This is a genomic window from Acidobacterium capsulatum ATCC 51196 (assembly GCF_000022565.1).
In the GTDB taxonomy this organism is placed as follows: Bacteria; Acidobacteriota; Terriglobia; order Terriglobales; family Acidobacteriaceae; genus Acidobacterium; species Acidobacterium capsulatum.
Genome location: NC_012483.1, coordinates 448409 through 465568, shown reverse-complemented (window position 1 = coordinate 465568; position 17160 = coordinate 448409). Strand labels below are relative to the sequence as shown.

Genomic DNA, 17160 nt, shown 5'->3' with positions numbered 1-17160 from the left:
GGCACCCTTGACTGCCGGATGGGCCTCGGCGCGGATAACGCTAAAAACGCCAGGTCTAGAGCAAAGGGTGCTCTAAGCCTCAGTCACCTCACGTGTTGTGTTGCAACAACTACCTTCAGAATTTTCCATAGATATGGATCAACCTCCTTTCCCGTGTACCCACACCGTAGAACCGGGCGGGCGGCGGGTCAAGGGGTGGGGACGGAGAAAGTGTGAGGGAATCAAAACGGGTACGCAGCCGCGGGTGTCTTCGGGGGCTGAAGCCGCGCCCTGATATGGATTCCTCGGTGGCGGCATGGTGGGAGAAACCGGAGGCGGCGTGTGGGTTGGATGAGACGCCGGGATTCTTCACCGTTGCGCGGCTCAGAATGACGCTGCTTTGTGCGGGTGCTGGAGATGAGAGCGGATTCCCTCAGGGGCTGAAGCCCGGTGTCTTTTTGTGGCTGCGCGCGATCGATGACACCAATAAGCACGATCGATGACACCAGTGGTGGCAAATAATTCGCCCATTCCATTTTTCATATATCACGCGAGCACTGGCCGAGCCGGTCCTGATCCGCCGAAAGCAGGTCCGGTGGCTGATACCTGGCCAATGTAGACAGTCGCACTCCCCGCCACGCCAGGCGAAGCCTGCGACTGTGCCGTGATCGTGTGGCTGCTTGTAGTAGACGGCGCCGCATAAAGCCCTGTCGCATCAATTGTGCCTACGGTCGCGTTGCCGCCTACTATCCCGTCCACGAGCCACGTCACAGCCGTGTTAGACAGCCCCGAAACAGAAGCACTGAACTGCTGAGTAGCTGACGCAAGGATCGAAGGCCCAAGGGGCGTGACCACAATCTGAGCCGTACTCCCTCCACCTGTCGCCGAGCCGGTACCGACCGAAACATATTGAGTGCCCACCGCGCCGGCATTTGCAGCGCTTATCGCGCTGATGGTGTGTGTGCCCGCAGTGCTCGGCGCCGTATAAAGACCCGTCGCGTCGATCGTCCCCACTGTCGCGTTGCCGCCTGCTACACCGTCAACCTCCCAGGTCACGGCGGTGTTAGAAGTGCCAGACACATAGGCGGTGAACTGCTGCGTCGCACCCAGCGGGACAGAAACGCCTGATGGCGAGACACTCACAGAGATGCCACCCACAGAAGTGCCAGAAGCCCCGGAGGGCTCGTAATAAAGCAGAAACGCATCGAGATCAGCAGACCAGATATGCCCCTCGCCATCTTCGAAATAGCAATGAGCGACAAGATTCGCATCCACATAACAAGCACCCACACCATGTGCGGGATTCGACTCCATCGCGAAGCTATGAACCGTTGGAAAAATCTGCAGCGAGCTCGCCGCGCCTGCTGTGGACGGCAGCCCGATCGTAGTGCCGTCGGCGAATGTCCCAAGGCCGACACCAAGCACAAAGCCCGTGGACGTCGTGTAGTTGATCCAGCTCGCGCCGCCAGTGGTCTGCGTGGTCACGTTGCCCGAGTTATTCTTCCAGGCGAAGACAAGCGCCTTGGCATTTGTGGTCCAGCTATTAGCCGACCCATCCTGAAAAACGCAGTGAACTTTGCCGCCGGCATCTACATAAGCCCCGTAACCATGGGCCTGATTGCCGTTGGGATAACCGTCGTGTGGTGAGCAAAGCGCGAAGGCCTGCGACCACAAAAAGCCTGCGGGCAAAGAAATCTGCGCCGAGTCAGCCAGAACGCCGACGCCGATACAGATCTGCTCGCCGCCGGCCAATTCCAGCAGCACCCAGTTCATGCCATCAGAGCCGGCATAAGTGGATGCAGCGGTACTATCTCCCAGCCAAGTCACGGCCGCAAGGTTTGCGTCCCCGTTCCAGATGTTGCCCTCGCCGTCCTCGTAGTTCAGCGTCACAAGCCTATTGGCATCGACGTCACACTCCTCGATCACATGCATGACGTGGCCCTTCTCGATGTAACCCTGAGGTGATGCAATCGCGAGCAGATTCTGCGGGGAAAATCCGGTCGAAGGCAGATCGAAAACCGCGCCGCTTGCAGCCGAGCCGGTCAGAAACGCGAGCTTGCCGTTATCGACAAGGTCGATCGCAGTAAACTGCGCATCATTGCCAGGGTCGCTGCCAGGCACGTTCGAGTAAGTCGCGGAGTTAGGATCAGTCGCGTCATACATATAAGGGCCAGCGTAAGGGCCAAGCGTGAACCCCTTCGTGCCGCTCGACGGATCAATGCTAAAAGTGAGCGCTGGATCGCCCGACGGAGCATAGTCGGCCTCGTCAGGATCGAGCACCTCATAAGTCCCCTGGTACGCAAAGCTCGCATACTCGTCGATCGTCACAAGATCGCCCGGCTCAATCTGCGCTGCGACCGCACCTGATCCGGCGGCGTCGGACGCAAACAGCGGTACACGAAGCGAGATGGCAACCGGTTCCACATACGGCGTGACGTCGAGCCCTAAAGCCTTGTCCCGCTCATACCGGCACACGCGGCTCACCTGGTCAAACGTGCCCGTCGCCAGGTCGAGCGTGACCGGCACGCGGTTGAGGTAGCGCGGCAGCCCGATACCAACTGGACCACGCGCCATCTGACTGCTCTGGTGCATGAACGTCGGCGCACGCTTCTCAAAGCGCGCCTGGAGGAGCCCGACCGATCCGCCTGCACCAACATTGGCGGGATAATTCGACCCTTTGGAAACGAGGGTTGCCGATGTTACAGAGCTGCCGGAAGGCACGGAGGAAACCGTCCATTGACCGTCATAGATCGTGTCTGTCCCACCAATCGCAATGCGATCCCCTTGAGCGAGGGGGTGCGGGGTAGCAGTCTCAAGAATAGGGTTCTGGTGGTCGGCACATGTGATTCCAGCGATGTTGGCAACCGCAGGTACGAGCAAATCGCGGAACTGCCCCACATAGTGATTCGCGGCCTTCGAGACTGTCTTCGTATCGACCTTGAAAGAGCCCGGGATGATATGCGAGCGCGTAACAGTGAAGACCGAGCTGCGCGGCATATCGCAAAGCACAGACCACTGCGAGCCATATTTGCGGGTGTAGCCACGGAACGACTTGAGTATCTGCTCCTGGATAGCCGCGCGTGAGGTCTGCGAAGCGAAGGCACAATTGGACTCGAAACGTCTGCGGCCGTTGGCGAGGAGCTGATCGCAGTACTGCGCGGTGTTCCAGATATCTCCCCATGAGAAGTGACTCTTGACCGCAGCAGGAATCGGATCGATGCCTGTGTTCAAATCGATGTTGTATTCCGGGAAGAGCTTTCTCCGCAGGCGCAAATCGACAAGCTGCCATACGGGATTCGTCGAAAACGCATAGCCAGTCTGATTGCCCTGGTCGTCGAAGATGCGCACCTTGAGGCTACGCCAGAGGCCGATCGGATTCAGGTCCGCAAAGTTCGACGGATCATTCTGATGGTCGCTGACAGGGTTCTGGATCCACTGCTTGCGGAAGATCGCGTAATAGGCCATACGCGAAAAACAGAACGGCTGCGTGCCGGCCGGAAACCACGACCAGAACGAATCGCAGTTTTGATCGGGACCCGAGCTGTTCGGATAAAGACCGGCGGTCAGCGGCGCATCGCAGCCGCGGTGGAAGTGAAACTGCGTTGGATCGTCCCATTCCGAGGTCCAGATGAGCTGATTGTTGATCCACTGCTCGTGGCAGCCGTCCCACTCGCCCTCGCCAAGGATCCAGAAGCCGATCCGAGTGAAATCGAGCTGCGTGTTGCCCGTGTTCTGCAGCTCAAAATATGCAGCTCTGCGCCCGGTCACCCATACGTAGCCGTAAGCAAGTGGCAGGATGGAGCCCGGCGTGGTGGCGCTGTCGACAACGGCTGTGGTGTTTGCGCTGGGCATCAGTACTCGCGGATCCTCTGCATGGTTTTGGTCTGCACCTGGGCGAGCGCTTCGCCGAAGTTCTTCTCGAAGTTATTGGTGATCCCTGAAAAGCGAGAAAGTACCTGGCACGTCGGAAAGCTCTGCTGGCAAGGCGTGGGCTGCGTCGAGCCGCACTGCGGACTCGACCAGCGCCACTGGCATATCTCGCCAAGTTGGTACTGAGGCGTAATGTCTTCGCTTTCGTTGTCGATCGGGCCTGCGGTAATCGTGACTTTTTTCACCCCGACCAGACTCTCGATCTTTGCGTGAAACTCGCGGCTGCTGTCCTCGGCCGCCGCATGCCAGCGCCGGTAACAAATCAGCGATCCCGTGAGCGCATTCTTGGTTACGATCCGCTCGAAGTCGGTTTGCAACGTGTCGCCGCTGAGATTTTGCAGCACAAGCGTGATCGTGTCTGCCCTCTGGGAGCGGTGAAACTGCAGCTTCGGAACGCCGAGCACCCACGGCACATAAGCGTTCGTCGCGGGCTGTCCATTCGGGGTGATCACGCTGGGCGCGCTGATCGCCTGAGATGCCCAGTAGTAGCAGTTTCCATTCGGATCCTGCACGTCGAGCAGATGCACCGCCGCAATGCCGCTGCGCGTTCCGATGACCGATTGCAACGCCTGGGAATAAGGGATCATCGCATCACCCTGAGCGCCCACCAGGAGACGGCAGGAGCGGTCGAGGCCGCATTCTTCGCGTTCTTCGTGATGACTTTGACTCTGTGCAGATCCAGCGGGACATTCACCTTCGTGAGCACTGTCTGAGGCACGGCGCTGGCCGTCTCGAGATAGCAATCGACAGTCTGAAGCAGCGTGCCATCGAGGTAAACGTCAGCCTGCCCTTGTGCGGGGCCGCAGAGCAGCTGAAGCTGGAAGCCGTATCCGCGATACTCATACTGCGCCCAGTCCACAGCGTTTGTGCCGGGATTATCGAACGAGTAGCGCTCGACCTGGACGCCGTTGCTCACAACCGGATGCTGCGTCTGCGTCCAGTTTCCCTGAATCGCGAGCTGCTGATCTCCGGCGTCATCAATTGGAAGCTCCCACACGCTGTCGTTATCCCAGTCGCTTGGATACTGCAGCATTGGCGCGCCCGGGATCTCCACGAACTGCAATCCGCTCACGGTCCACATGTCATTGCCAACCGGGCTGATCTGCAGTTGTCCCGTGAAGCGCCCCACGTAGTGGCGACCGCCACCGTCCTGATCGATGATCGTGAAATAGCCGCGTTCATGCTGCTCAAAGAACTGCCGGATGCGCTGGGCGCATTGATAAGAGCGGTTGCTCCAGGTGAACGTGAACGAATGCCCGCGCACGCCCACCTGGCGGTCGTAAGGCCGTCCGCTGACTGCCTGCAACGTGGCAACTGTCGAGACCCGATTGTTGCCGAACCCGTAGTCCGGACTCATCGAGTCATTGATATCTTCCTGCCACGCTGGTGTGGGGTTCAGCACGTCACGCTCAGACATCTGACATGCCTCCGTATGACGCGTAATCTGCGTTCAGCGAGGCGCGTATCGCGCTGCCCCGGCTCATCAGCCAGTCTTCGGCCGTCGAGGTATCGAGCGTGTGCAGGTGGAAGTGCATATCGCCTCCGCTTCCCTCGGTGGGCACGCTGGGCCCACCGCCCTCGAGTGCGCGCGTGATGCGTTCGTTCTGATCGCTGGGGATGATCCGTTCGCGCTGGTGGATAAAGGCGTAGCCGTCGCGAGGCACCGAGTCTGAGCCCACATCAAACTGCGCGGTGCTCATGGCATATGCACTGCGGCCGGCTTTCTGCTCGCGCGTCAGTTTTTGTTCGGCTTGGCTCAGTGCGGGGTCGACCGTGCTCTCCAGATAGTGTTTGCCCGCGAAGCCCATCGCGTTCAGCGTGTGCTTTGCTTCCGTGCGCAAAGCCTCAATATCCATGTAGGCCGACAGGTAATCCATCGTGCCCTGGTTAAAGCCGTCCAGATCGTTATTCAAGCGTGGGCGACCTTGTTTGATCCACCAGACGCGCGCCTGCTCGCCGCCACCAAAGAAGCCGATCGCCGCGCCGGCAATCGCACCCACGGCCGCGCCAGCCGGGCCACCGAGCATCGCGCCGAGCTTCGCTCCACTCATTGCGCCGTTGAACGTGCCGCCAAGGCCACCTTGTTTGTGCGCGGCAAATAACCCGAGGCCTGCGCTTCCGGCCGCCAGCGTTCCTGAAAACTTGCTCGACTGCAGGAACGATGGCATCCCCTTCATCTGCGCCACGTTCCCCGCAGAATCGAGCAGCGCTGTCGGCTCCATGCTGGTCGTCTGCAACGACGCGGCAGCCGCCGGATGAATCAACTGCGAGAGGTTCTTTGCGGTGCCTGCGGCGTCAGAGGCAATCGAAAGTCCCGAGACGGCACCGGAGCCGATCGAAGATCCGGCCGCGCCGGAAAGAACCGCAGGCGTCAGCGACGCGCCACCAGGCCCTGAAATCGCGGAACCTCCCGATGATCCCGAGATCCGCGAGCCGCCGGCAGAACCCGGGAACGTCGCGCTCTCTACATAAATCGTTGCGCTGCGCAGCGTCATGCTGCCTTTGCCCGCGCCGGTAAAGGTCCTGATGAGCGTCTGCGCGTGCGTCTGGCCCATCGCCTGCGCCGCCATATTCAAGGGGTGGTGCGGCGACTGGCCAAACGAGATGCGATTCCAGAAGTTCTGCATCGTCGCTTCCGGATGGATCCCTAAGTGGTTTTCCGCTCCCTGCAGTATCGACGCCGCAGCCATCCCGGCCTCGTGCGCGCCAAACTCCTGCACCGACCGCAGCGGATTGCGGAAGAACTCCGAGAGCTGCCCCGCCATGCGGTCGCGCAGACGCCGCTGCAGCTCCATCTGTCGCGCCGCATAGCTCTCGTCGGCCGCCATCATCTTGGCGTTGTACTCTTCGTGCGCCGCCGCAATCAGTTGATCATTCGTGCCGGCAGCCTTGAGCTGCTCGTCGAGCTGCTCCTTGAACCGGCTCGTGCGAGCCTCATATTGCACTTCCAGCGCGCCCGTCAGGTTACCTTCGGCCGAGAGTATCTGCGCCTGGGCCTGCGCCTGCGTCTGCGCAGCCTGATCCTGCTGCTGTTTGACCATCTCGCGGACGCGTTGGTTCAGACCTGCGTCGATGGCCGAGTTGCCAGCACGTAGCGCCGCAAGGCTATTCGCATGCGCCTGCGAGACGCCCGGCTCCGAGAGATTTGCATGCTTCCACGTCTGGTCGAACTGCTTCTGCTGCTCCTGCTTCTGCTGCTGGGCGTCGGCCTCCATGCGGGCATAGCCGGTGAGCTGCTCCGACGCAGCCTGATTCTGAATCTGACGGACCTGCTCCGCGAAGTCGCGCTCGCTCTGCAATATCTGAGCCTGCGTGCGCTCATGAATTGCTACGCGCTCTTTCTGCTTCGTGTCCGCGTCCAGGTTCGTGTCGCCGTTCACGCGGTTGATATCCATCTGCTCCTGGATCTGCAGACGGCTCACGCCGCCAGCGCCAACCATCTCTGCCTGCATCTGCAGATCAGTGAGTGCCTGCGCCTCCTCGCGGTAGTAGGCCATCACCTTTTCGTGGGTGATCTTGTTCAGGGACTGCCTGACGGCCGAAGCCGAGATCCCGGCCTGCTCGGTCTTTTTGATCTGATAAGCTTCCTGCTGCGCGTACAGCTTCGGACCGTGCAAACCAGCCTCTGCGGCCTGTTCACGGATGGCATCGATGCGCTGAAAAATTTCGCGCTGAAGCTGAGACTCCGATTGCTTCGCGGCAGCGCTCGCCTGGGCAACCGCCGCGTCAAACTGCGCTTTCCCCGCATTCTTGTCCGGCGAGTAGAGCGGCAACAGCTTGGAAGGATCGACTCCGTTCGCAATCTGCATTTTGCGCGTGTCGTTCGCGATCTTCGCCAGCATTTGCTCTTGACGCTGCGTCCACTCGTACTCCTGCTTGGCGGCTGCAACTGCGTCTCTTCTTCTTTGGACAATCAACGCGGAGCCGCGAAGGCCGGTCTCATTGATCGTCGCCTGAGTTCGCAGCGCGTCTACTGCGAGCTGGTGCTCTTTTTGTGCCTGCGCTTGGCGCGCCTTGTCGCGTGCCACATAGGCGGCAGCGAGACGCTTGTCATCCTCGGGAGTAAACCGTTTTGTGGTCACCCCGTACTGATCGAGCGGTCCGTAGCCTCCGCCCATGGCTCCGGCAATCTGAGTAGCAGTGTCGCCCATCTGCAGAGTTTGCGATTCCTGCCGCAACTGCTGCATTTGTTCGATTTGGGCGTTAGCCTGCTGAAGAAGGAAATTTGCCGTCTCCAACGACGCCGTATCGAACAGTTTCTGCTGCGCGGCCTTTTGCGCGTCCTCCGCGTATTTGTTGACCGCGACATCGAGCTCCACATATTTCTGGTATGCGCCGTGGATGCTTTCGCCAAGCTGCCAAAGCATCGCAACCCCGGCAAAAATCAGCGTAGGAGCAAACGCTGCTTCCATCAGCGGCCCGAGCACGCGCGTGCTGGCGACCATGCGCGCCAGGCCGTATTCCATGCCGCGCATCGAGCCGCCCATCGCGCTGGCGATCACTTCAGTTTCGGCAAAGGAAGTGCGCATGCCCATCGTGGCCCGAGCAGCCCCCCGCGTGCTCGTTCCCACTTCCTGGGTGACCGCGACAGCTTTCTCCATCGCGGCCTCAAAGCTCAGACCCTCCGCTGTCGCTGCGTCGAAAGCCGCTGCAAGCGCTGCGCCGCCATCAGCAGCCTTTTTCGCAGCCGCCTCATAAGCGGCCATAGCCTTCGCGTGGCGCTCGGTCGATGCTGCCTGCTCAGCGATAGCTGCAGCTTCGGCATCCTGCGCTGCCGTGTTGACGCTGGTGTTGCCCTTGTAGCCGCCGGGGACGCCCAGGCCGGCGTAACTGCGCCAATCGCCGCCAGCTCGCGCGCGCACGGCTGTCAGGCGTTCCGCAGCAGCCGTGAGTCCGCTGTAGATATCGGCTTGCTCAAGCATCGCCGCATTGAGGGCTTCTTCCGACCGCGCAGCTTTGTCGGCGGCTCGCGCTTCATCCTGCGCTGCCGTGTTGACGCTGGTGTTGCCCTTGTAGCCGCCGGGGACGCCCAGGCCGGCGTAACTGCGCCAATCGCCGCCAGCTCGCGCGCGCACGGCTGTCAGGCGTTCCGCAGCAGCCGTGAGTCCGCTGTAGATATCGGCTTGCTCAAGCATCGCCGCATTGAGGGCTTCTTCCGACCGCGCAGCTTTGTCGGCGGCTCGCGCTTCATCGAGACGCGCACGCTGCCAATGCGTTAAGGGTGGAGGGACCTGCTGCGGGTTGATTCCCCCCGGAGCGTTGAGATTGCCTTTTGGCCAAAGGTTGTATGCGCCTTCGCGCATCTGCGCCATGGCTTGCTTCGCGGCCTGGTTAATGCCGGCATTGCCGGCAGCCATCCCCTGGGCGATCTGCTGCCCGGCGCTCGATCCAGCGCGTCCAAGATTCTGGAACGCCTTCTCAAGCGAAGCCACCACCGTTCCGGAGTTGCCGTCCATCACCTCGATCCGGATGACTACTGGAGTTCCATCAGCGGGCATCGTCAATTCCTCCGGAACTTCGCGTGACATTGATGGCATTCCGGCTGCAGGCGGCTTTCCAGCCGCTCTCCGCAACTCCCGCAGGCCGGATGTCGGTGCTGGAACTCTTGACGCATCCGCTTGACGTCGAGCAGCCCATCTGTCTCGTAGGCAGTGAGCTTGGCGGCATCGAGCGGGATCCCGGCTTCGCGCTCGGCGTCAAGACGCAGCAGATGTTCGGCCCAGCGGAAATAGCCGGGCGAGAGCACGCGAGCCGGAATGGCGGATTCCATGCGCGCCCGCTCGCGGTCGCTCGCATTGGGAGAGCGGCGATCGAGAAGCGCGCGCGCGAAGTCTTCCTCAAAGAGAACTTCGAGGGCCATGCGCACGCCTTCCCGGTCACGGACAACATCGATCAATCCTGCTCCTGAGTTTCGTCCTGATCCACTCGCACTTGGGCCGGAGAGAAGATCGACTCCATCGCGGCTACCTTGTGGTATCCGTCCATGAACTCGGCGATCGTCTCTTTGCTCAGATCCTCGCTGCCGTTCACGGTGTAGCCCTCGACTCGCTCGATCAGCTCGTCGTAAAGAGCCATCAGCGTCGCCTGGGCGCCCAGCCACTCCGTCTTCGAGCTCCGGCTGTTGCTCACCACCCGCGAGCGGGCGGAATCGCGGCTGTAGCGGCGCTGCTGCTCATGTGTCGGCGTCCGGAAGTGATGCTTCAACCCTTCCTGCATCACCATCTGGCCGTCCTCGTCCGCCGTCCAGATCGCACGCAGCGTCACGGATTCAACGCCGAGAGCCAGCGGTGAATCGTCGTCACCTTCGTCGTCCTGGACCGGCGCGACCGAGGTCAGAGAGTTTCCGGCCGTCAGACGGTGGCTGATCGGGAGCAGACTCTTCCAGCCCGCGATCGACGCGAGATCCTCGCCGCTCGAGGCATAACCCTCGGCGGAAAGAATCGCCTCTTCCACCAGGGCGACGCGCGCGCCAGAAGAGTCAAACGATGTGACGCTCTTGCCCTTCTGGTACTCGGTCAGATGCACGATGCGCCCGAAGTAGCGCTCCCACATGGGCCGCGTGATCTTGGCGAATTCCAGCTTGTAAGAGTGCTTGCGATCGTGGATCACGATCACGCGGTTGGCATTGAGCTCAATAGGCATAGGCTGCTTCCTTCGTCGGGAGTTTGTCTTCGCTCGCGGTGAGGAACCGCGTCCTGCAGGAAGTCCGCGCAGCCCATGCGGATCTTCAACCGCTGCGGAGACGTGCAGCGGGCACTACGGAGGGGCTGGGCGGCGCGAACGCCGCCCGTTGAGGTTATGCGGCCGTCAGATAGCTCGCAACGGAGTTGATCACCTGCACGGTGATCGGCGGATTGCCGCCCTGCGCATAGCAAGTCGTCTCGTCGGCTTCGAGCTGCCAGACCACCATGTCCTTGTCAAAGCCCAGCTTTGTGGTCTTGAAGTGGGCCACGGGAATCGTCACCTGCAGCTGCGCGGCCGCGCCCGAGTTGACATTCAGCACGAAGTCGACCGGCGTGTCGTTCTGGAACAGCGTGTAGGTGTCATCCACGTCCTTGGCCGCAATCTGCGTGGAGATCGAGAACTTCGGCGCGCCCTTGCGGACGAAGATCGCGTAGAGTCCACCGCCGGGAGCCTTGTGGACTTCGAGCTGATTTTCGAGCTTCAGCGTTGTACTCATGTGGCGGCCGATCAGCGCGTTGGCATTCAGCGTCAACGAAGCATCGGAGCCGAGCAGATAGCTGTTCGTGGGCAGCGCGGGCAGCGCGGCCATCGAGCCGATTGTCTGGCGTCCGGTCCCCATCATCGTCATCTCGGCTGTGACCGACCCGATGTCGGGGATCGTCAGCGTGATGTCGTTCATGCACATGTCCGGACACTTGTAGTGGACGTCCTCGGTGTCTTCCATGTAGATGGTGGTCGGCACCGCGGTGCGCGTCGACTCGTCGAACGCGAAGGCATGCGTGTAAGGCGCGGCCGCGCCCGTCACCGTGTCCTTGCCCATCAGGAAGGCGAACAGGTAGCCGGCGAGCCAGGAGTCCAGCTCAGCCTTGAAGCCGCTGAACTTCGAGTCATAGCTCGTCACCTGGCCGTCCGTGGCAAACGCGGTGCCCTTGCCGGCATAGGCCTCATCCGAGCGCCGGGTCGTCGTCAGATCGAGGATCGCGGATCCGTCGAAGCGCTGGCGCCGCGTGAGTGAAGCATCCGCAAGAGCGCCGTTCCAGGCCGCCTGCGACGCCGCGGCCAGGACGAGGTTGCGTGCGCTTTTCCACTGCGAATTGAAATTGTAAGGACCGGCCATGGGCTACTTTCCTTTCTGCTCGACGCTGGCAGCCTCTTCAGGCTCCGGCTCGTGATCGGCGGCGAGGGTCGCCGCGGGAATGTTCTGTGGAACGGAAGCGGACGCCGGGGCCAGCTCAAAGGCCAGTTCGCCGCCCACGCGCTCTTTCGAGAGCACGCGGCTCCATTCGCTGGTCAGCACGCGCTGGGTCTTGCCAGCTTCAAAGAGGTAGCTCCAGCGGCCCGTGGCCACGCGTACCGGCGCGAGCTTCGCGGCTGCGGCCGTAAGCTGGATCTCGACAAAATCAGAAGGCTTCTCGCTCATGCATTCGCTCCGCTGAACTGCGCAATCGCCTCGACGGCGACAATGGTGCTGTAGCACTCGGTGACTGGCCCCGAGGCGAATTCGACGATCTGCGTCTGCTCCAGCGTGATCGGCATCGTCACGCTCTGATCCGCCAGCGTCAGCCTCGCGCCCGCGAGCTGGTCTTCCACCACTGCGACGAGCTGCAGGCTCTGCAGCCGCTGATCTTCAGGGCTGCGCAAGGACTCGGCAAACGACAGAACCTCAAACCGCGCCACGCGCTGATAGGTCAGCCGCTGGTTGTCGCGCAGCGGCTGGTAGGGCGCGCCCAGGAAGAGCACGCGCAAGCAAGGCGGCTGCAGAATCAGCGTTCCGTCCTGATCGAAGTCCCGCTTACCCAGGGACTGGACGTCCACTGGCTGGCCGTAATGCCCTGAGATCACATTCGTCAGCAGCCCGATCAGCGCGGCCTCGATGTAATCAATGCGAAAGGGAGCGCTCACAGGCCCGCCTCCTGCGCCTGCTTCAGCACCCAGCCGCGCGTCAATCCGCGCAGTCGCTCGGGGTCTTCAGGGCGAAGCACCATAAACGGCCGCCGCGGAATATTCTGGTGCCGCTGGTGGTGCCGAACGAGTATCTGGCGCGCATTCAAAGGCCCTTCCGTCTTTCTCCAGACTCGCCGGTGACGGCCATTCTTATCCGTAGTGTCCGCGAGACCAAGACTCCGTTTTTCGATCAAGCTTCGGGAGTGCTCCGGAACCTCTACCGTGGCGGCCTCCTGCTCCAGTGTCTTCGGCCCAATACCGAAACTGCGATCGCGCGAGCCAAAGTTCTGCACGGCCGCATAGACCACGGAGGTGCCGATCTCGACCACGCCCGGGGACGCGGACCACTTGATCGAATTCCTCAACAGTCCCGAGATCACCAGGAGCTTATGTCCAGCCGTATATATCTTTGGATTACTCCGGATCGTGCTGGGCGAAAGCGCGGGCCACGATCCCGCAGGCGATCCCTCTTCCCGGAAAGTCCGGTAGATCGAGCGGATCATCGAGGCGCCCAGGATGCCCATGAGTTCCTGATTCTCCCGGAACGACAGACGCCAGCGGCTGAGCGCCAGCATCACGCGGCCGTTCTGGACCTGGACAATCTCGGCGCTCATACGAACCCCTGAATATTGCAGTCGCGGAAGCGCAGGCACTGATCGCGCTCCGAACCCTGCGCCGAGCCGAGGGCAGACTGGGGCGTGGCATTCGCCGGCTGGTCCAGCACGGCTTTACCTGCGCTCACGGCCTGCAGAAACTGGATCGCGGCGTTGTAGCGCTGCGAAACCGTCTCGCTGATCTTCGTCTGGCGCCGACGGCTGAAGAGAAGAAACACTGCGATATCGAGCGTCTTGCCTTTCACATCGTCCGACTGCTGCAGGGGCGTGGCATAGCGCTGGCGGCAATAGCTGTCCACCATCCCCGACGCCTCTTCGAGCGCGGCGGTGATGATCTGCGCAGTCACGGCGGCGTCTGTCTGAGCGTTGCCGCTCGGCACGTCCACCGTGAGCTGCGTGGCCTCCTGCTGCGTGATGCGCAGCGGGACCAGATCGGACTGGACAGCGTAAGCCATCAGTTACTTTTCGCCCTTCTCCGCGGCGGATTCGGCAGCCTTCGATACCGGGCTTTCGCCGATCACCTTGAGCTTCTGAAGTTTCTCCACGTCTGAGACCAGCACCTGGAACTCGCGGCCCTTGACGTAGTACTTGCCGCCATATTTCAGCGTGCGCAGCGCAACAAAGCGCTTCGACGGCCCACTGTTTACAACCTGCTCCTTCGCCATTTCAGCCCTCCTGAGCCTTGGTGCTGCAAAGAGGCCGCGCGGCGAAGCGCGGCCCGTTCTTAAGAGTTACCGCTAGCCCTCGATCTGGTTCGGCAGATAGAGCGCCGAGTCGCCGGAGACCGCGTTCAGGATCGGGAAGCCCGTCTCCTGCGCAGTCACCTTCGTGTCGTAGTACCAGTCCACGGACTGCCAGTAGGTCTTCTTCGACAGGTGCGGATCGATCCACTCCAGCACGCCATAACCGTCAACGGTTCCCGGAGCGCCCGGATAATCCATGGGCGTGCCGTTCGGTCCGGGACCCTTGCCGCCAGCCCAGGTGAACGTCTTCATGCAGCTCACGTCCTCGCGCGAAGGGGTCTTCTGCGCGTAGCCAAGGAACGCGTCGTTGCCCCAAACCCACTGCAGCTCGCCGTTCAGCGTCGCAATCTGAGCCGCGGCCTTGACGCACGTCACGCCAAAGACCGAAGACAACTTGTCGATGTCAACGATCCCCATCGTGTTCGTGTATTTGAAGCGCTCCACGATAACCGGGTGATTCACGAGCACCTTGACAAGGGGGCTCGAAAGAACCAAGACCATCAGCTTGTCAGGAACCGCAGCGCGCCGAAGCTGCTCCTTCGCATTCTCGACGTCGACCAGCGGATTCGAGGTATCGGTGGCGGGGTTCGTGATATACGCATCCCACATGTCCGTGCCCGCGAGCGTCAGGTTGTTCGGAAAATTCTGCGCCGAAAGAGCCAACGTCGCAATCTCGGCTTCGCGCTTCAGGCGGATGCGGCCGATCAGGTCCTTTGTCGCATGTGCTCGCTCCGAGAAGCCCAAACCAGCCGCGTAGGCTTCGGACTCGAAGGGGATATTCGTCTCGAGCGCGTGCGAGCGGCAGAAGTAGGTGTCTTCCGAGAAGCTGCGACGAATCAGTTGCCCCGAGTCGCCGGGCGCGCGCAGCGTGGTGTCGGGCAGCTTCAAATTGCTGCGATCCCAGACCAGATAGGGGAACGACTGGCGCTCAACCGGCACGTTCGGACAAATCAGATCGCCGACCAGAGGCACCTGGTCATCGTTGAACTCCTTGGCGAGCTGCGCGAGCGCAACGTTGGGGAACCCAACCGGCGCCGGACCAACATAGCCACCCATAAACAACCTCCTGCCCGCAAGGGCGTCAATTGAGAGGCGCCTTGGCGCCTTTCATCTGTTAAGCGATAGCCGCTCCGCCAACGAGCGAACGCACATTCCAGACGCCGCCCATGGCCTCCAGCACGACCCCATCGCCGCGCGTCGCAAACGTCACAACATGCTTCGCGCCGTTGATTCCGTTGGCGGCCGTGGTCACCGTGTGAGCCTCCGAAGACTCCGCAGTGATAAAAATCTTGGTTCCGTCCTGCGCCTCGGTCGGCAGCGCAAGCGTCATCGCGAGAGCCGCACCACCGCCCAGGCCGGCTGCACCCTCGGCGACCGGAATTGCGCCGGCCGCGACGTAGTGCGTCACCGCATCGCCCGGCATCGAGATATTGAGCGCCGCGACCACGAAAACCGTGGCAAAGCTGCCAGGGGCCACGTAGACCTGCGTCTCGAGCGCAATCGCCGCGATGGGCTGCCCCGGCTGCGCGGGAACGAGCTGCCCGGCCGCGTTCGTCGTAAGCGGCTGCTGCGCTGTGATGTTCGCGCCGATCTGAGCGACCGCCTGACCGAACTCAATCACCGCGCACGCCTGGCCGGCGTCAATTGCGTCCTCTTCGAGAAGACCAAGCGCCTGCACTCCCGGCTGCAGGAGCACGCAGTGGCTCGAGTCCGCGCCATAGCTCACAGCCAGACCGCGGGAGTAGCCCGCGACCGCGTTGGGCAGCAGGGATTCCTTGACGGTGATCCCCTTCGGCCCTTTGCCTTCGGTGTAGATGTTTGCCACGACTTTTTCTCCCAGTTTGAAATCTGCGCCGCAAGATGCAGCGATCTAAAGCGACATCTAGACCGCGCCAGCGGCAGCGGCTTCCGGATTCTCGAGCGCCGGATTCTCGGAAACGACTTTGATCATCGCCTCCTCAAAAGTCACGCCCTGGTTGGCCTTCTGATACTCGCGCGCGGCGACAACTGCGGGATGCGCGTTGCCGGAGCTGGAGCTGGAGCTGCTCCGCGACGCCTGCGCCTCGACGATCCGGCCGCCGGGCACGATCTTCCCGAGACCTTCCATAAAGGCGACCATCACTTCCAGCGGCGACTTCTGCGGCTTCTTGCCGTCCTTGTCGGCCTCGCCAAACTCGATGGTCCCGGACATCCCGGCCAGCTCCTCGAACAGCACCGCGCCGCCGATACGATCAAACGCCGGAACCCAGGAGCCCTTCGCCTTCAGGCCATTGATGGCCTCGGCCGCGCGGCGCTTGCGATCGCCCTGCGTCAGAGATGCCTCGCGCTCGGCAAACTTCCGCGTCTGCGCTTCGGCGTCCTGCTTCATCTGTGTGATCTGGTCCACCAGCGGCTTCGTGGCGCGCTCAACGGCCGCATCGACGAGATCGCGCGCGTCCTTCTCGCTGAAGACTGGCTGCGCTCCCTGCTTGCTGCCAAAGCGCTCGGTAAAGAACTCTGAGATCGCATCGATCAGCGTCTTCTTGTCCACCTGCTGTTCCGCCATCGGTTCCTCCTGGCCAAACTCGAGTTCAGTGAACTCACGTCCGGCATCGTCAAAATTGAGATTCTTGAGCCCCTTCACCTCAGGCGGCTGCGCGCCGAGAAAGCCCACATGGCGAAGGCCAGAGATCTTGCCGTCTTCGCCCAGGTAAAAAGCCGCCGAGCGCTTTTTGAATCGGCCGCTTTTTACAGCCTCCTCAAACGCAGGGTCAACCTCGCGAAACTTTGCCAGCAGCACATCGCCCTGGCGCATCAGGCGATCGGTCCAGCCATACGCCGGCATGTCGTGCTTCGGATGGCCGATGACGGCCGGGGCCTCATGGAAGCGCGGATCGTAGCTCGCCACGATGCGGTCAAGATCGTCCGCCGTGTAAACGCCCTTGCTGCCGTAGTCGCCGGCGCGGAAGATTTCAACCCATCCACCGCTAAAGTCCGCGTGCTCCAGACCGCAGTACTTCCTCTCGAAATTCTTCGCGTCGATTCCGAGTGAGCGGGCGCGCGCCGCGATGCGGCGTGCAACCTCGGTTTTCTTGTCTGCCGGGACGTGCGTCTCGTGCCCGAAGAGATCGAGCGCGGCCTGAATGTGTTCCTTGTCGATCGGAAGATGCCAGGTTGCAATCTTCTCAGGGTCGCCTACATATGCGAACTCCGTGCGCGGAAGCGCTTTGCCATCGACGGTCTTGGTTGGGTTTGCCACTGACGCAATCATTCAACGGCGCGGCGCA

The 17160-nt window shown here is 61.7% G+C and carries 16 protein-coding genes; 1 reads left to right on the top strand and 15 read right to left on the bottom strand.

The genetic code is table 11. The annotated features are described in order from the left end of the window. Positions 1 to 275: 275 nt before the first annotated feature. Positions 276 to 482: a hypothetical protein gene (locus ACP_RS18220; RefSeq protein WP_041839204.1), complete on the top strand. Its 207-nt coding sequence runs from the start codon at positions 276 to 278 to the stop codon at positions 480 to 482. Positions 483 to 525: 43 nt separating this feature from the next. On the opposite strand, the gene ACP_RS02045 is transcribed toward ACP_RS18220, so the two are convergent. The 15 genes from ACP_RS02045 to ACP_RS17080 form a co-directional block, all read right to left on the bottom strand. Next, on the bottom strand, positions 526 to 3831 hold the full coding sequence (locus ACP_RS02045) for an Ig-like domain-containing protein (RefSeq protein WP_012680812.1): 3306 nt from the start codon (positions 3829 to 3831) through the stop codon (positions 526 to 528). Then, entirely contained in the window at positions 3831 to 4496 is a 666-nt protein-coding gene (locus tag ACP_RS02040; protein ID WP_012680811.1) for a hypothetical protein, read from the bottom strand. Before ACP_RS02040 ends, ACP_RS02045 begins: the two co-directional genes overlap by 1 nt. Continuing rightward, positions 4493 to 5326 (bottom strand): hypothetical protein, encoded by an 834-nt coding sequence (locus ACP_RS02035; protein ID WP_012680810.1) that lies wholly within the window; start codon positions 5324 to 5326, stop codon positions 4493 to 4495. The genes ACP_RS02040 and ACP_RS02035 overlap by 4 nt, the downstream gene beginning before the upstream one ends. Next, positions 5319 to 9407, bottom strand: a complete 4089-nt coding sequence (locus ACP_RS02030) for a hypothetical protein (RefSeq protein WP_041839203.1) — start codon at positions 9405 to 9407, stop codon at positions 5319 to 5321. Before ACP_RS02030 ends, ACP_RS02035 begins: the two co-directional genes overlap by 8 nt. Positions 9408 to 9409: 2 nt before the next feature. Beyond that, a complete protein-coding gene (locus tag ACP_RS02025; RefSeq protein WP_041839202.1) occupies positions 9410 to 9805 on the bottom strand; it encodes a hypothetical protein in 396 nt (131 codons plus the stop codon). Beyond that, positions 9802 to 10551: a hypothetical protein gene (locus tag ACP_RS02020; protein WP_012680807.1), complete on the bottom strand. Its 750-nt coding sequence runs from the start codon at positions 10549 to 10551 to the stop codon at positions 9802 to 9804. The genes ACP_RS02025 and ACP_RS02020 overlap by 4 nt, the downstream gene beginning before the upstream one ends. A 154-nt stretch (positions 10552 to 10705) precedes the next feature. Further along, on the bottom strand, positions 10706 to 11710 hold the full coding sequence (locus tag ACP_RS02015; protein ID WP_012680806.1) for a phage tail tube protein: 1005 nt from the start codon (positions 11708 to 11710) through the stop codon (positions 10706 to 10708). 3 nt (positions 11711 to 11713) lie between these two features. Then, positions 11714 to 12013, bottom strand: a complete 300-nt coding sequence (locus ACP_RS02010) for a hypothetical protein (protein ID WP_012680805.1) — start codon at positions 12011 to 12013, stop codon at positions 11714 to 11716. Further along, the gene (locus tag ACP_RS02005; RefSeq protein ID WP_012680804.1) at positions 12010 to 12495 is read right to left on the bottom strand and encodes a hypothetical protein; all 486 of its coding nucleotides are present in this window, start codon (positions 12493 to 12495) and stop codon (positions 12010 to 12012) included. Before ACP_RS02005 ends, ACP_RS02010 begins: the two co-directional genes overlap by 4 nt. Further along, the gene (locus ACP_RS02000; protein WP_012680803.1) at positions 12492 to 13151 is read right to left on the bottom strand and encodes a phage virion morphogenesis family protein; all 660 of its coding nucleotides are present in this window, start codon (positions 13149 to 13151) and stop codon (positions 12492 to 12494) included. Before ACP_RS02000 ends, ACP_RS02005 begins: the two co-directional genes overlap by 4 nt. Further along, positions 13148 to 13606: a gp436 family protein gene (locus tag ACP_RS01995; RefSeq protein ID WP_012680802.1), complete on the bottom strand. Its 459-nt coding sequence runs from the start codon at positions 13604 to 13606 to the stop codon at positions 13148 to 13150. The genes ACP_RS02000 and ACP_RS01995 overlap by 4 nt, the downstream gene beginning before the upstream one ends. A gap of 3 nt (positions 13607 to 13609) precedes the next feature. Further along, the gene (locus tag ACP_RS01990) at positions 13610 to 13816 is read right to left on the bottom strand and encodes a DUF7210 family protein (protein WP_012680801.1); all 207 of its coding nucleotides are present in this window, start codon (positions 13814 to 13816) and stop codon (positions 13610 to 13612) included. Between the two features lie 72 nt (positions 13817 to 13888). Beyond that, positions 13889 to 14950: a hypothetical protein gene (locus ACP_RS01985; protein ID WP_012680800.1), complete on the bottom strand. Its 1062-nt coding sequence runs from the start codon at positions 14948 to 14950 to the stop codon at positions 13889 to 13891. Between the two features lie 58 nt (positions 14951 to 15008). Continuing rightward, positions 15009 to 15719 carry a hypothetical protein gene (locus ACP_RS01980; protein WP_012680799.1) on the bottom strand — a complete coding sequence of 237 codons (711 nt, stop codon included), beginning with the start codon at positions 15717 to 15719 and terminating at the stop codon, positions 15009 to 15011. 57 nt (positions 15720 to 15776) lie between these two features. Continuing rightward, the gene (locus tag ACP_RS17080; protein WP_148214986.1) at positions 15777 to 17132 is read right to left on the bottom strand and encodes a hypothetical protein; all 1356 of its coding nucleotides are present in this window, start codon (positions 17130 to 17132) and stop codon (positions 15777 to 15779) included. Positions 17133 to 17160 lie beyond the last annotated feature (28 nt).